Raw genomic sequence first — 14,770 nt, 5'->3', positions numbered from 1 at the left:
ACATATGAATAAACGAATAATACTTACTGCGTCCTTTTTCGGATTTGTTGCTGTTTTATTAGGCGCATTCGGCGCACATGCCTTAAAAGAATTGGTAGATGCACCTTCACTCGAAATCTGGCAGAAAGGGGTTGATTACCAGTTTTATCATACCTTTGCTCTTTTATATTTATCAACGTTTGCCCGCTATAGAAACAAGCTAATTAATATTGCTTATATCTGCTTTACCTTTGGCATTACCCTTTTTTCGGGTTCACTTTATTTATTGGCCACCCGAAGTATTTTACATCTGGATTTCGTAAATTTAATAGGTCCCTTAACGCCGATTGGCGGATTATTATTTGTTTTGGGTTGGATCATGCTGTTTTTCGCTGCATTTAAAGATAAATAATGGAAACTTTTGAAAATGATTTTTTTGCAGAAAGAGAAACACTTTTTGTAGAAGTGATCTTGCCTTTATCTTTGGCAAAGAACTATACCTATAGAATACCCTTCGATTTAAATGATCAGGTTGCTATCGGCAAAAGGGTAGTGGTTCAGTTTGGAAAACATAAAATTTATGCTGCCTTAATTAGTGGCATTTCAAAAAAATCACCTACTGCTTACGAAGCGAAATATATCATTGACATCATCGATTCCGAACCTGTTGTAACCCCCATGCAACTAAAATTCTGGACCTGGATGACTAACTATTACATGTGTAATGAAGGTGACGTAATGACTGCTGCACTGCCAGCAAGTTTAAAACTGGCTAGCGAAACCATCCTCATGCTTAGTGATGATTTTAGCGACGAAATTGTACTTACAGAAAAAGAAGAGATTATTATCTCAACGCTTAAAAAGCAGCAAAAGCTAACGGTTAATGATGTTTCTAAACTTTTGGGACAAAAAACAATTTATCCTATCATTAATAATCTATTAGAAAAAGACCTGATTTTAGTAGCTGAAGAAGTGGTACAAAAATATAAACCGCTATTAAAATCCTTTGTTCTGCTCAATGATTTTTATAAAGATCAGGAGAATTTAAAGCAACTTTTTAATGTTTTAGAACGTGCACCAAAACAGCTGGATGTCTTGTTGGCCTATCTTAAACTTGAAAAATCAAACCTTCCCATTGCGAAAGAACAGTTGCTTGAAGAAAGTAATTGTGGACCAGCAGTTTTAAAGGCACTTATCGACAAAGAAATTTTTGTGATAATGAAACGTCCGGTAAGCCGTTTAGCAGTAAATGATGAAGCGTTTAGTATCAATTTCAAACTTAACGAACATCAGGAAAAGGCACTTTTAAAAATCAATGATCATTTTAAGGAGAAGGATGTTGTTTTGCTGCATGGGGTTACCGCTTCGGGGAAAACCCAGGTGTACATTAAACTGATTGAAGAAATTATTCAGCATACAGATGGTCAGGTGTTATTTCTATTGCCTGAAATTGCCTTGACCACACAGATAGTTGAGCGGATTAAACGTTATTTTGGAAACGCAATTGGTGTTTATCATTCCAAATTTAACAATAGCGAAAGGGTTGAAATCTGGAATAAAGTTCGTACTGGTACTTTTAAAGTAATTTTAGGTGCCCGGTCGGCGGTTTTCCTTCCCTTTCAAAACCTCAAGCTAATTGTGGTGGATGAAGAGCATGAGCCTTCTTACAAGCAGTACGATCCCGCACCCCGGTATCAGGCCAGAGATGCCTCTATTTATCTGGCTCATCTTCATCAGGCTAAAGTGATTCTGGGTTCTGCCACACCATCTTTAGAAAGTTATTATAATGCCTTGCAGGGTAAATATGGCCTTGTAGAAATGAAGGAAAGATTTGGTGGTGTTCAGCTGCCCGATCAAAAGGTTGTGAGCATTTCTGAAGAAACCAAGAGAAAAACAATGGTTTCTTATTTCTCCAGTGTACTGATTAAAGGTATTGATCTCGCACTTTCCAAAAAGGAGCAAATTGTTCTTTTTCAAAACAGACGTGGTTATGCCACAATTTTGATTTGTGCAACTTGTGGATATACGCCAAAATGTGTGAATTGCGATGTGAGCTTAACCTATCACAAAAGCAGTGGGAAATTGCATTGTCACTACTGTGGTTATCAGCAAAGCAGCGTAAACATTTGTCCGGCATGCGGTTCTGTGCATGTAGAACAAAAAGGCTTTGGTACGGAAAGGATTGAAGAGGAATTGAAATTACTTTATCCGGATGTTTCCATCGCCCGCCTGGATATGGATAGTACCCGAACAAAAAATGGCCTGCAGCAAATCTTAAACGATTTCCAGGAAAAGAAAACTGACATTTTAATTGGTACGCAAATGGTTGCGAAAGGATTAGATTTTGATAATTTAAACCTGATTGGCGTAATCAATGCCGATACGCTTTTGGGTTATCCTGATTTCAGGGCATATGAAAGAAGCTATCAATTATTGGCTCAGGTTGCAGGTAGGGCAGGAAGAAGAGCAGATCAGGGTAGTGTCTGTATCCAAACATATGATGCGGGGAACAGAATTATCAAGCAAGTAGTGGAGAATGATTATGAAGGGATGTATAACGACGAAATTGCAGAGCGGGAGAAGTTTCTGTATCCACCATTTTCAAGGATGATATTCCTCTACATTAAACATAAAGATTCGCACGTACTGGATCATGCCGCCTTAACCTTGGCCAATATCCTGAAAGCAAAATTTGGGAAACGCGTGCTTGGCCCAGAGCAACCTTTAGTAAGTCGGGTTCGAAATCTTTATATCAAACAAATCATCATTAAAGCCGATAAACACACTGCTATCCAAAAGGTTAAAGATGCGCTACGGGAAACACTTACGCAGTTTAATGCCACCAAGGAGTTCAAAGGGGTATTTATGCAGATCGATGTAGATCCGTACTAATTTTTTCCGTTCAGGCTGAATTGTAATCCTACTGATATGGGATTAAGCAAAAATTCCCACTTTTTGTAAGTGTTCACTGTTCTGCCTACACCGCCTGCTTCGGTAATGTCTTGCTTTTCATAAGAGTAATAAAAATCCAGGTTACTTTCTGCGTAGAAATTTAACTGTGGGATGAGGTTTACCTTTAAACCTATTAACGGTGTTAATACCAAGCCATTTTTACTGGCATCGGCAGTTTGCATCACATTGCTGGCCGCTGGGTTGCGTTGTGCAATTGTTCCCGTGAAGCGGTTTGAACGATAGCCTAAATCAAAGCCAAAATAGGGTTGGATTTTTGAATAGTTAAAGTTTTTTTCGAAACCAATTTTAAAAGAGTAATCAGTTACTTTTCCATTCGCAATCTCACAGGTAGCACAAGTATTATCAAACTGGATATCATCTCTGTAATAAGCACCACTAATACGGTAGCTGATCTGATTATCATTAAATTTAAGCATGGCGCCATTTGCGAAGGCTTTGGTATAATCCTGAGTATTGGTTTGGTTTAATATTTTTGGCAACTGCATTAAACTAAAAGCACGAAAACCTATAGTGTAATTATAATCTGCCCCGGTTTGGGCAAACGAAGCTAAAGATATACACAGTGTGAATAGACTTAGTAAGATTTTCTTCATATGTAGTGGTACTGATTTTCTTTAAAATTTATTGATCCCAAAAGTAGAAATAATTCCTCACTTCAGTATTATGATTAACTCAAACTTTATTAATAGCATATTTTGCTTTTGATATTCTGCAACTTAAGTCAATGTGGATTTCTTTATCTTGCATCACCACTTAAAAAAGCTAATTTTGAGACTTTATGGCCTATAAATTTGTTGATAATTACCGGGAGCGTGGTGCGAGAAAGAAACTGGTAGAACTGTTAAGATCTCGCGGAATAGAAGATGAGCAAGTATTAAAAGCAATTGGTAAAGTTCCGCGTCATTTCTTTTTTGATGAAACTTTCTGGAATCAAGCTTATAAAGATATTGCCTTTCCAATTGGCGATGGTCAAACCATTTCACAACCCTATACCGTAGCCTATCAAAGTGAATTATTACACATTAAAAATGGCGATAAAGTTTTAGAAATCGGAACTGGCTCAGGCTATCAGACCTGTGTTCTGATGGAACTAGGCGCTAAAGTGGTAACGATTGAGCGGCAGCAGAATATTTATAACAGAACTATCCAGGTTTTACCAGGAATGGGTTACAAGCCTGTTTTTTGTTGTGGAGATGGATCAAAAGGCGTTGCAGAACATGCGCCCTATGATAAAATTATCGTAACTGCAGGTGCGCCCCTGGTTCCTGAGATCTTGTTAAAACAACTTAAAATCGGAGGCATCCTCGTTATTCCGGTTGGCGATGAAAAAACACAAAAAATGGTTACTGTAATTAGGGTAAGCGATACAGATTATGAGAAAATAGTACTAGATACTTTCAGGTTTGTGCCATTAGTAGGGGATCAGGCTTGGTAATTAATAAGTCTTTAGTCTAAAGTCATTAGTCGAAAGTCTATTAATCATTTAAAGAATTGAGTCTTAAGTAGCTATAGGCTGGTATCAACTCTAATGTAATAAATCACTAGTTTATTTAAAAGTTAAAAATCATGCTTTGGAATTTGTAAATACTCCTGAATGATGACTCCAAACTTTGGGCTTCTGACTAGAGACTCTTGACTCACGACTACCTTTTCATTGCCCGATCCAGTTCACGTTTAGTATCTCTGTCTTTAATGCTATCGCGTTTATCAAACTCCTTTTTACCCTGGGCAAGAGCGATTTCAATTTTGGCAAATCCACGTTCGTTTACGAAGATGCGAAGCGGAACAATAGTATAGCCTTTTTCTTCTCCTTTTAATTTGAGTTTTCTGATCTCCTTCTTTTGCAAAAGCAAAGCACGGTCTCTTTTAATATCGTGATGATAAAAAGAGCTGTGGCTATATTCAGAAACGTGGAGATTTCTTACGTAAAGATTTCCACCAATAAACATGCAAAAAGCATCAGTCATATTTGCTTTTCCTTGTCTGATGGCTTTTATTTCTGTTCCTAGAAGGGCAATTCCGGCTACGTATTTATCCAGTAAATTGTAATCAAAGTAGGCCCGTTTATTTTTTATGTTAATATCGTTTTTCAAAGCTTGTATTGTTATTAATCGTTGTAGCAAAACTTGCTACAACTTATCGGTTAAAATCACCGGGCTGCAAATATCTTAAAAATTGATGTGATATTCCGATTTTATTCAATTTCATCGTGGCTAACTTAACAAACAAAAAGTTCATCTGTTTGTAGAAGCTAAAAAGAATATGATTATCTTCTCAATAAAATCAATTAAGTTTGGAATTTAAACATCGAAAATGAAATTTAAAAGCCTTTTTTTAGTTTTTCTGTTAGCCGTTACTTATCAGGTTAAAGCGCAACAGCCTGCTTTACTGCCACAATTTACCTTTTTCAAATTAGATGGAAAGGCATTCTCCAACAAGGATCTAAAACAAGGAAAGAAGAACTTATTCATCCTTTTTGATTGTACCTGCGAACATTGCCAACGTGAAATGAAGAGCTTGAATGCAAATTATGCGCAATTTCAAAAAGCTAATATTTACCTGATTACTTTGGATGAGGCTTACATCATTCCGCAGTTTTTTAACACCTATGCGAAAGGGTTAAATACCAAAGCTAACGTTACAGTTCTACAAGATAAAAATCACATGTTTATTCCTGCATTTTTGCCCTCTATGTACCCTGCAATGTATTTATATTCAACGGCTAATAAATTGTTAGTCTATAATTCTGGTGATGGGGGGATTAAAAAGGTGATGAAGGTTATCAATAAATAATCGCTACCGAATAATCAGTACCGGGATATTTACTTTATGCCTAACTGAATTAACTGTTGTTCCGAAAATCAAATCCTTCAGGCCTTTGTGTCCATGCGCGCCCATCACTAAAAGTTCCAATTCATTATTGTTGCTAATATTTGCTATGGCTTTAGCGGTATTGCCGAAGCCGATATAAGGTGTGGAATCATATCCAAGGTCTTCGAGGTTTATTTTATATTTCTCCAGGTTTTTTGCATCACTTTCTGTTTCATGGTCCATTACTTCCTGACCATGGTATCTTGCAGCTGCCGTTTCCACCACATGAATTAAATAATAATGCGCCTCTTTTCCACCCTGAATAAGGGCGTGCCTGATCGTATTGCGATCGTTCTCAGAAAAATCTACCGCAATACCAATTCTACTATAACTGATTCTTTCTATTTTCCCGATATCTAAAGCATTTCCGTGAGGCACCATTTGCCTTTCGCGATTTTTTTTCTCAATGAGTGGATGGAAGAAAACGTACAAAAGCAGAAACACTATAAATACTAGAGCAGGAGCCACGATTACATATATCCACCAGTTATTTGCTGCTGATGCCCAGCCACTTATTTCTTCTATTACTAATTTTACGTTTAATGCGATAATAGCGAAGGCGCTCGCCCATGCCAAGACTTTTACCCAATTTTTAATGGCAAAGTCTTTCATCAGTTTTTTGTCTGAATTAAAATGTATTAAAGGAATCACCGCAAAACCCAATTGTAAGCTCAATACCACCTGACTTAAAACTAATAGTCCACCTAGCGCATCATCTCCATAGTGAAGGATTGTGAAAAACGCAGGTATAATGGCTAGTAAACGGGTAATCAGCCTTCTTAACCAGGGTTGAATGCGAAGATTGATATGTCCTTCCATAATAATCTGACCAGCTAAAGTCCCGGTAACGGTAGAACTTTGTCCGGCGGCAATTAATGCGATTGCAAAAAGAGCAGGTGCTACATTTCCAAAAATATTCGAAAGTAATTTGTGGGCATCCTGTATTTCTGCTACTTCATGTAAGCCATTTTTATAAAAAGCAGCGGCAGCTAAGATTAAGATTGCAGCATTAACGAAGAAAGCCAGATTAAGCGCAACGGTAGTATCAATCAAGTTAAACTTTAAAGCTTCCTTTATTCCTTTGTTGGTGCGTTCTATCTTCCGGGTTTGAACCAGGGAGGAGTGTAGGTAGAGATTATGTGGCATCACTGTAGCACCAATAATTCCAATGGCAATATATAGCGCATCACCATTCAATATAGAAGGCTCGAATCCTTTAGCAATTTCTTTAAGTGATGGTTCTACAATAAACATTTCTACTAAAAAAGAGATCCCAACAATAAATACCATCGATACAATAAAACCTTCCATAGCCCTCATGCCTCTGTTTAAAAGAAAAAGAAGCAGGATAGTATCGAAGATCGTAATGGAAATTCCCCAGATAAGTGGCAAACCGAAGAGCAATTGTAAGCCAATGGCCATCCCAATAATTTCTGCTAAATCGCAGGCAATAATAGCGGTTTGTGCCAAGCCAAACAGTGGGATATTAGCCCAGCGTGGATAGGCATGTTTGGAAGCTTGCGCTAAATCTAATCCGCGTACAATGCCTAACCTGGCACTTAGTGATTGCAATAATAGGGCAATCAGATTAGACATTAACAATACCCAGATTAATTGATATCCAAATTTACTTCCTCCGGCAAGGTCTGTTGCCCAGTTACCCGGGTCCATATAACCAACACTGATTAGATAGGCGGGGCCAATAAATGATAAAATTCTTCTCCAGCCTTTTCTTTTACTGGTATTTACGCTTTGGTGTACCTCGCTAAGCGATTCAGTTTTTGCCATTACTGCTTATTAAAATATGTTTTGCAACTTCTCTACTGATATTAATTTGTTTCGCGGCAACCAGAATTTCTACTGAACCATCAAAATCGGTAACATCATTAACTTCGATTTGTTTGCCAAGTGTTAAACCAAGTTTCTCTAAATGCTTTAGAAAAGCAGAACTATGCTGACTAACGCCTGTAATGGTACCATTATCTCCAATTTTTAAATCGATGAGTTTAGTGAACTGCGTTTTTGCAAACCTTCCGTTTTTGTCTGGAATAGGATCACCATGTGGGTCTGATTTGGGGAAACCCAGAAACTCATCTAGTCGTTCAATTAATGCGGTAGACTTAATATGTTCGAGTTCTTCAGCTACATCATGCACCTCATCCCATTTAAAATTGAGTTTATCAACCAGGAAGACTTCCCATAAACGGTGTTTACGCACAATATCTATCGCCGCATTCCGGCCTTTATCTGTTAAGGTAACGCCCTGGTATTTAATATAATCTACAAAACCTTTTTCGGCCAATTTCTTAATCATATCTGTTACCGATGCGGGTTTGGTTTGCATTTGCGCTGCGATGGCATTGGTTTGAACGTTATCGGTATTTTCTGCTAAGTGATAAATAATCTTGAGATAATTCTCTTCAGTGAAACTTTGCATTTACGTTTATCTAATTTTATTTTTAGGTAAATCTAAAAATTATTTCCTAAAATTTATTAGATAAATTATGTTAAAATGTAGAATATAATTTGGTTATGTTTGTGTTCTCAATACCTTTGAATTTATATGGCATCAGAATTAGATAAAATTGATTTTAAAATCTTAAGAATTTTACAGGAAAACGGTCGTATTACGAACTTACTTTTGTCACAGGAAATCGGACTATCTCCGGCGCCTACTTTAGAACGCGTTCGTAAACTGGAAATGGCCGGGTTTATTAAAAGCTATCATGCCCTGGTTGATGAAGAAAAATTAGGTTTGGGTATTAAAACCTTTATACAGATTCAACTGGATTTTCATAAAAATAATACAATTCAAATCTTTTTAGATGAAGTAAATCAAATTAAAGAAATTACAGAATGTCACCATGTAACAGGTCAGGCAGATTTTCTTCTGAAGGTTTACGTTAAAGATATCAAATCATATGAGCGTTTAATCATGGAGAAAATCAGTAAGATTTCTGTAGTTAAAACTTTTCAGACGATGATGATTATGTCAACTACTAAGAAAGAGCCGATTGTGCCGTTGGAGTATTAAGGAACTTATTAGTTAATACTTAAGAAATCTAAGTTTAGGTATTGAAATTACGCATAATAAAAGCTTTTTTACCACCTAAAACATCTAAGTACATCAAAGTTAGGTGTCGAAATAATGCATAAACTTACTAACAAAAGCTTTTTTACCATGTAGATAATATAAGTGAAGTTAAAGTTTATGAGCAAGCCTATTAAGGCTTTAAGTAGCTTCATGCACACGGTAGGTTGTGTCCTTTTAAAAAAAAATTATTTTATGAGTTTTTACCACCTAAGACATCTTAGTGTATCAAAGTTAGGTGTTGAAATTATGCATGTATTCACTAACAAAAGCTTTTTTACCATATTGAATAATATTTGTGCAATTGAAGTTGATGAGCAAACCCTTCGGAGCTTTAAGTAGCTTCATATAGGTTAATATTTGTGCTTCATGTACAGGTAATATCCTTTCAACCGATTTTAACTCTATAATAAGGCAATTTTCAATATATAGATCTGCCCTTAATGCTGTATCTAGCACTACATCTTTATAGCTTAATAGGATCGATTGTTCAGCTGTATAATTTATGTCTCGCAGCTGTAATTCTCTTATCAAACATCTTACATAGACACTTTCGAGTAATCCAGGGCCTAAAATTTTGTGCACTTCAATACATGCCCCTGTAACGTTGTATTCTAAATTATCGAGAAAAGATTTGTTGATACTCATAAAAAAATCATCTAAAAAGTTAATTTCTATTCCGGGATGATTTTTGAATTTCAATAGGGTCTTCTAAGATGTCTTAGGTGGTAAATTCAATACTAATTTATCAATAATTCCCGAGATTTCTTTAGCATTCTGATAAACCATGAAATGTGTCCCATTTTGAATTGAAAAATCTGGCTTCGCTTTTGAATACAGAATTTTATCTTTAGTGCCATGAATATGATATAGACGATCAGGTCTGATGGTATTTCTCCATTCTAAAATACTAACGATCGCCCACTTTAAGAACTTAGGATCGGTATCCGAAATGATTCTGCTGAGTAACGTCTTTTCCTCAATAGATTTAGTTCCAAAAAAAAAGTTTTGACTAAATCTGTTAGATGATTTAATAAGACTAGATGGAATTAGTTTTATCAAACTCAGCTTACCCGCTAAGCGATAAAGAACTGGTAATTCATAGCTTAATATCGTACTTGATATCGCTATCGTTAGCAAAGGATTTAAAATTTTTGAAATCTCAACAGCAATCATTCCTCCAAAAGAAACTCCGACTAAAACATAAGGTTTATCAGTATCTATAATTTCACTCAATCTTTTGGCATAACTGACCAATGATTCATTTTTAAGAGGGGTAATCCAGTCAACATGAATTATATCAATGCGTTCATCAAGTTTGATTTTTGAGAATATTCTTCTATCGGCACCTAAGCCACTTATAAAATAAGCATTCATTATACCGGCAAATTCCAGTCAATTGGTTTTAAATTATTTTGAAGCAGCAATTGGTTGGCTTTCGAGAAATGCCTCGATCCGAAGAAACCATTATAAGCAGAGAAAGGAGAGGGGTGAGCGGCAGTAAGTACGTAATGTTTTTTCTGGTCAATTAACGCTGCTTTCTGTTGAGCATATTTTCCCCAAAGTAAAAACACAATGTGCTCGCTTTTTTCTGAAAGTGATTTGATAATCTCATCTGTAAAAATCTCCCAGCCGCGATTTTGATGTGAACCAGCCTCTGCTGCCCGAACGGTTAAGGTTGCATTTAACAGCAGTACACCTTGTTCTGCCCAATGCGTTAAATTTCCATGAGGTGGAGATTTAAAACCGTCAATATCAGTCTCTAATTCTTTATAAATGTTCTTCAGTGATGGTGGCACTGTCATTCCACGCTGTACGGAAAACGACAGGCCATGTGCCTGACCTGTACCATGATAGGGATCTTGGCCCAATATTACCACTTTAACCTGATCGAAGGGTGTAGTATTTAAAGCGTTAAAAATGTCCTGTCCTTTCGGATAAACTGTTGCGCCGCGTTCCTTTTCTTCTTTTAAAAAAGATTTAAGATTTTTCATATAATCTTTTTCAAATTCTTGATCTAAAACGGCTAACCAACCCGGCTCTAATGCTGCAGACATAATTATAATGGTATTTCTAAATGGTATTAATTGCGATTAATATTGAAACGAATTCAATTGCCAATAGTTTACGGCTTTTTCTGATAAATAGCTAACAAGTCGCCTTCAAGTGTTGTTTTAGGTCCTTCAATGATTCTGCCTAACTCTTTTCCTGTTTGATCATAGACAATAAAGGTGGGTACCATTTTTATTTCCAGTCCGTCAATAATGCCATTTTCTGCTTTCTTATTTCCATCTACAGCAATAAGCTCAACATTTTTCTCTTTGAAATGAAGTGCGTCCAGAATTTTGAAGAAGTTAGGGACGTTGACTTTACTATCACCACACCAGGTGCCAAAAACAATTTTAATTTTTTCTTTTTTTACCAGCTTTTTAAGTTCAATCATGGTCGCAGCGTCAGGCGTATAGGCCGTGTAGAGTGGATCATACATTTCCTTAAATTCAGGAAGTAAGGTTAATCCCTCACGTGTGCAGGCATTGATTAAGATATCTTTATTATGAACCTGATCGTGTATTTTTTTGTTGATTTCCTGTGCAGAAACGTTCATTGCTATGATAATTAAGGTAATAGATAGGATTATTTTCATGTTAACCAGGTGGATTGTTGTACCAGTGAAATTTTTAATGAAATTATTATTTTAAAATCTAATTTCTGCCATTTAAAAACGATATTTGCAAAAAAAAATAATTAGAATAAATTTTATGCCAAATTTTATCAGATTAATTGCGGGGTTTGCTTTACTGGGTGGCGCAGTAGCTTTATTTATTTTCGGCTTCTGGCCATGGGGCATTATCGCCATCTTATTAGGCCTGATTGTATTGGTTACCTACTTCTTTAATGAGAACATGCTTTTAGCCCAATGGTTTTTAAGAAAGGACAATATGCCAAAAGCAAAAATGTTTTTAGACCGCATTACTAATTATGAAAGTCAGTTAATAAAAGTACAACATGGTTACTATAATTTATTGATTGGTTTGATTGAAAGTAGAACTGCACCAATGAAATCAGAAAAATATTTTAAAACTGCTTTAAGTTTAGGCATGCAAATGGATCATAATATTGCATTGGCCAAATTAAGTCTAGCCGGAATAGCAATGGCGAAAAGGAATAAACGTGAAGCCACGATGTATTTGGCTGAAGCTAAAAAAGCTGATAAGGGCAAATTGCTGGCCGATCAAATTAAGCAAATGAAAGATCAGATGGGTATGATGGACAAGCAACAGCAAGTTCGTTATCGCTAATCAATTATCATATTAAGATTTAAGAGCCAGATTTATCTGGCTTTTTTTTTGCTCATTTCATAACTAATTAAAGTCATAATCTAAAAAATATTTTAGGCTAGTCGAAATTTTTTAATATTTTGTGGTTTTACCGATCCTTTAAATATTTATGGAATTATATTACTCCTTCTCTGTACTCATTGTCTTAGCATCTTTTTTCTCCTATCTAAATTTACGATACCTCAAACTTCCCTCCACCATAGGAATCATGATTATCGCGATGTTAAGCTCAATCGTACTGGTATTAACAGGGAGTTTGTTTCCAAAAACATTTGATCATTTTTCTACTTTGCTTCAGGATGTTGACTTTACTGAGGTGCTGATGGGCGCTATGTTAAACTTTCTGTTATTTGCCGGAGCCATACATATCAACTTAATCGATCTTAGGGAGCAGCGGGCTCCTGTGATTATTTTCTCTACCGTAAGTGTAGTCATCTCTACTTTTGCGGTAGGTGCATTGGTATTTTACATTGCACCACTTTTAGGTTTTCAAATTCCTTTCATCTATGCGTTATTGTTTGGATCGCTCATTTCACCAACAGATCCGATCGCGGTAATGGGGGTTTTGAAAGATGCCAATGTAAGAAAATCCCTGGAAACTAAAGTTGCTGGTGAATCGCTTTTTAATGATGGGGTTGCTGTGGTAATATTTGCTGTAATTCTTCAGTTGGCTCAGGGAAGTGATATTGATATAAGCTTTACCAACATCTCATGGTTGTTAATTAAAGAAGCTTTAGGTGGATTTGCATTGGGTACAATTTTAGGCTTAGGTGCTTCAAATGCAATGAGAAAGATAGATGACTATAAAGTATCCGTACTCATCACTTTATCGGTTGTAATGGGTGGGTATTTGATTGCACATTCCATTCACATCTCCGGACCATTAACTATGGTTGCTGCCGGAATTGTAATAGGTAATTATGGTAAACGTACAGCCATGTCTACCATTACCAAAGATTACCTGAATAAATTCTGGGAACTTATTGATGAGATTTTAAACGCAATTTTATTTCTCTTCATCGGATTTGAATTATTAATCATTCATAACATTACAGATTATTGGTTAATTGGTATTTGCTGCATTATCATTGTACTTTTCTCCAGGTTCTTATCTATTTATATCCCTGTGGTATTGATTCCCTTTAAAAATAAATTTAGCAGTGGCACCATTAAGGTTTTGGTGTGGGGAGGCCTGCGTGGAGGGGTTTCCATTGCACTGGTGTTATCCATGGATGAAGGCCCTTATAAACCTTTGCTGGTTGGAATTACCTATTTTGTGGTGGTATTTTCAATAATTGTACAGGGTTTAACAGTTGGTAAGCTGGCTAAACGAGTGCTATCTGTAGAAGAGGTTTAGGCTGATTTTTTTGGTTCATCGTTACTCATCTTTCTTGGTCGCAGGTTGAATTTTGTTTATTATTATAGATGTTTTAATTGCGTATTAAAGCGTTCTTTTTATCAGATCGCTTATTCTTTATTTCAGAAATAGTTAAAACCAAATCTAAAAATATTTTGTAGTCTATAGAAAATACATATCTATGGCAACATCACAAGAAGGAAGTACTAACAATACTCAGGAAGAAGATAATATTCAGGATTTAGGCGGAAAAGAAGCCGTTGAGAAACTTAGAGACCTTGCTGAAAAGGCAGAAAGTTGTTTTTTCTGTACGAGCATTAAAACAGGCGTACCTTTATCTGTTAGGCCAATGGCTATTCAACAGGTAGACGACGAAGGAAATCTTTGGTTCATGAGCTTAAAAGACAGTCATAAAAATGATGAGATTTCTTCAGATCCATTTACACACCTTTTGTTCCAGGCTGGAGCACACTCTGGATTTGTAAATATTTATGGAATTTCGGAAATCAGCAGAGATCAGGCAAAAATAGACGAACTGTGGACTCCTCTACTCAAAACATGGTTCCAGGGTGGTAAAGATGATCCCAACATCACTTTGATTAAGGTAATCCCGTCAGAAGGCTATTACTGGGATACTAAAAACGGAACTGCAGTTGCTTTCCTAAAAATGGCTGCTTCTGTGGTGACCGGAAAAACAATGGATGATTCTGTAGAAGGATCACTGGATATCGACTAAAATTACTAAAGGTTAAAGGTCAAAAGTTACATATTTTGGATCAACGCATGTCTCGCCATGTATGTCCTAAACTTGTAACCCGAAACCTTTAACCTATTTATCATCCAGACTGTCGTAACCTTCCAGTTCTTCTCTCTGAGATCTTTTACTTAATATATCATCTTCATCAGGTTGAGTTCTGGAAAAGAATAACGCTTCAGCCTGAATTCTTTTTATTAATTGGCGTACCAGCGTTAAATCAAAAGCATCTTTACTTAGTTTGATGCAGTATTCACTTTCGTTGATTTCTAAACTTGAAATATTCATAAGGCAATGATTTTAATTATCAATTGCTGTAAATATAGAAAAGGCTTGCTAAACAGTTGTTAGCAAGCCTTTTAAATTTATGTTATGTTTATGTTAACAGCACATGCTTTATTGCATCA

Annotated in this window: 17 protein-coding genes; 8 read left to right on the top strand and 9 right to left on the bottom strand. The window is 36.1% G+C overall.

Features of this window, described 5'->3' with window-relative positions; all coding sequences use genetic code 11:
* Window positions 1-4: 4 nt before the first annotated feature.
* Both SOM16_RS05655 and priA read left to right on the top strand, forming a co-directional pair.
* A complete protein-coding gene (locus tag SOM16_RS05655) occupies window positions 5-391 on the top strand; it encodes a DUF423 domain-containing protein (protein WP_320463014.1) in 387 nt (128 codons plus the stop codon).
* On the top strand, window positions 391-2,871 hold the full coding sequence (priA, locus tag SOM16_RS05650; protein WP_320463013.1) for a replication restart helicase PriA: 2,481 nt from the start codon (window positions 391-393) through the stop codon (window positions 2,869-2,871). The genes SOM16_RS05655 and priA overlap by 1 nt, the downstream gene beginning before the upstream one ends.
* Here the strand turns inward: priA and SOM16_RS05645 are convergent.
* Window positions 2,868-3,545, bottom strand: coding sequence for a hypothetical protein (locus SOM16_RS05645; protein ID WP_320463012.1), 678 nt, complete (start codon window positions 3,543-3,545; stop codon window positions 2,868-2,870). The genes priA and SOM16_RS05645 overlap by 4 nt on opposite strands.
* A gap of 185 nt (window positions 3,546-3,730) precedes the next feature.
* Here SOM16_RS05645 and SOM16_RS05640 point away from each other — a divergent pair, with 185 nt between their 5' ends.
* The gene (locus tag SOM16_RS05640) at window positions 3,731-4,387 is read left to right on the top strand and encodes a protein-L-isoaspartate(D-aspartate) O-methyltransferase (protein WP_320463011.1); all 657 of its coding nucleotides are present in this window, start codon (window positions 3,731-3,733) and stop codon (window positions 4,385-4,387) included.
* A gap of 208 nt (window positions 4,388-4,595) precedes the next feature.
* Here SOM16_RS05640 and smpB read toward each other — a convergent pair whose 3' ends face one another.
* On the bottom strand, window positions 4,596-5,045 hold the full coding sequence (gene smpB, locus SOM16_RS05635; protein WP_029284382.1) for an SsrA-binding protein: 450 nt from the start codon (window positions 5,043-5,045) through the stop codon (window positions 4,596-4,598).
* A gap of 220 nt (window positions 5,046-5,265) precedes the next feature.
* Here smpB and SOM16_RS05630 point away from each other — a divergent pair, with 220 nt between their 5' ends.
* Window positions 5,266-5,745: a TlpA family protein disulfide reductase gene (locus tag SOM16_RS05630; protein ID WP_320463010.1), complete on the top strand. Its 480-nt coding sequence runs from the start codon at window positions 5,266-5,268 to the stop codon at window positions 5,743-5,745.
* A gap of 3 nt (window positions 5,746-5,748) precedes the next feature.
* Here SOM16_RS05630 and SOM16_RS05625 read toward each other — a convergent pair whose 3' ends face one another.
* Window positions 5,749-7,611: an Nramp family divalent metal transporter gene (locus tag SOM16_RS05625; RefSeq protein ID WP_320463009.1), complete on the bottom strand. Its 1,863-nt coding sequence runs from the start codon at window positions 7,609-7,611 to the stop codon at window positions 5,749-5,751.
* Window positions 7,598-8,260 (bottom strand): metal-dependent transcriptional regulator, encoded by a 663-nt coding sequence (locus SOM16_RS05620; RefSeq protein WP_320463008.1) that lies wholly within the window; start codon window positions 8,258-8,260, stop codon window positions 7,598-7,600. Before SOM16_RS05620 ends, SOM16_RS05625 begins: the two co-directional genes overlap by 14 nt.
* Window positions 8,261-8,386: 126 nt before the next feature.
* Here SOM16_RS05620 and SOM16_RS05615 point away from each other — a divergent pair, with 126 nt between their 5' ends.
* Window positions 8,387-8,857: an Lrp/AsnC family transcriptional regulator gene (locus tag SOM16_RS05615; RefSeq protein ID WP_056850310.1), complete on the top strand. Its 471-nt coding sequence runs from the start codon at window positions 8,387-8,389 to the stop codon at window positions 8,855-8,857.
* Window positions 8,858-9,148: 291 nt separating this feature from the next.
* Here SOM16_RS05615 and SOM16_RS05610 read toward each other — a convergent pair whose 3' ends face one another.
* The 4 genes from SOM16_RS05610 to SOM16_RS05595 form a co-directional block, all read right to left on the bottom strand.
* A complete protein-coding gene (locus SOM16_RS05610; protein WP_320463007.1) occupies window positions 9,149-9,562 on the bottom strand; it encodes a GxxExxY protein in 414 nt (137 codons plus the stop codon).
* A gap of 63 nt (window positions 9,563-9,625) precedes the next feature.
* Entirely contained in the window at window positions 9,626-10,291 is a 666-nt protein-coding gene (locus SOM16_RS05605) for an alpha/beta hydrolase (protein ID WP_320463006.1), read from the bottom strand.
* Complete coding sequence (gene ung, locus SOM16_RS05600) at window positions 10,291-10,971, bottom strand: uracil-DNA glycosylase (protein WP_320463005.1); 681 nt, start codon at window positions 10,969-10,971, stop codon at window positions 10,291-10,293. Before ung ends, SOM16_RS05605 begins: the two co-directional genes overlap by 1 nt.
* 68 nt (window positions 10,972-11,039) lie before the next feature.
* Complete coding sequence (locus SOM16_RS05595) at window positions 11,040-11,558, bottom strand: thioredoxin family protein (protein WP_320463004.1); 519 nt, start codon at window positions 11,556-11,558, stop codon at window positions 11,040-11,042.
* A 115-nt stretch (window positions 11,559-11,673) separates the two neighbouring features.
* Here SOM16_RS05595 and SOM16_RS05590 point away from each other — a divergent pair, with 115 nt between their 5' ends.
* From SOM16_RS05590 to SOM16_RS05580, 3 genes are all read left to right on the top strand, one after another.
* Window positions 11,674-12,213 carry a DUF2892 domain-containing protein gene (locus tag SOM16_RS05590; protein ID WP_320463003.1) on the top strand — a complete coding sequence of 180 codons (540 nt, stop codon included), beginning with the start codon at window positions 11,674-11,676 and terminating at the stop codon, window positions 12,211-12,213.
* Window positions 12,214-12,361: 148 nt separating this feature from the next.
* Window positions 12,362-13,609, top strand: a complete 1,248-nt coding sequence (locus SOM16_RS05585; RefSeq protein WP_320463002.1) for a sodium:proton antiporter — start codon at window positions 12,362-12,364, stop codon at window positions 13,607-13,609.
* A 181-nt stretch (window positions 13,610-13,790) separates the two neighbouring features.
* On the top strand, window positions 13,791-14,345 hold the full coding sequence (locus SOM16_RS05580) for a pyridoxamine 5'-phosphate oxidase family protein (RefSeq protein WP_320463001.1): 555 nt from the start codon (window positions 13,791-13,793) through the stop codon (window positions 14,343-14,345).
* Between the two features lie 93 nt (window positions 14,346-14,438).
* Here SOM16_RS05580 and SOM16_RS05575 read toward each other — a convergent pair whose 3' ends face one another.
* Window positions 14,439-14,651 (bottom strand): hypothetical protein, encoded by a 213-nt coding sequence (locus SOM16_RS05575; protein WP_320463000.1) that lies wholly within the window; start codon window positions 14,649-14,651, stop codon window positions 14,439-14,441.
* Window positions 14,652-14,770: the final 119 nt, after the last annotated feature.

The organism is Pedobacter sp. CFBP9032 (assembly GCF_034045265.1).
Classification (GTDB): Bacteria; Bacteroidota; Bacteroidia; order Sphingobacteriales; family Sphingobacteriaceae; genus Pedobacter.
Note: the sequence above shows the minus strand (reverse complement) of the source record. Positions and strands in the feature narration are given on the sequence as shown.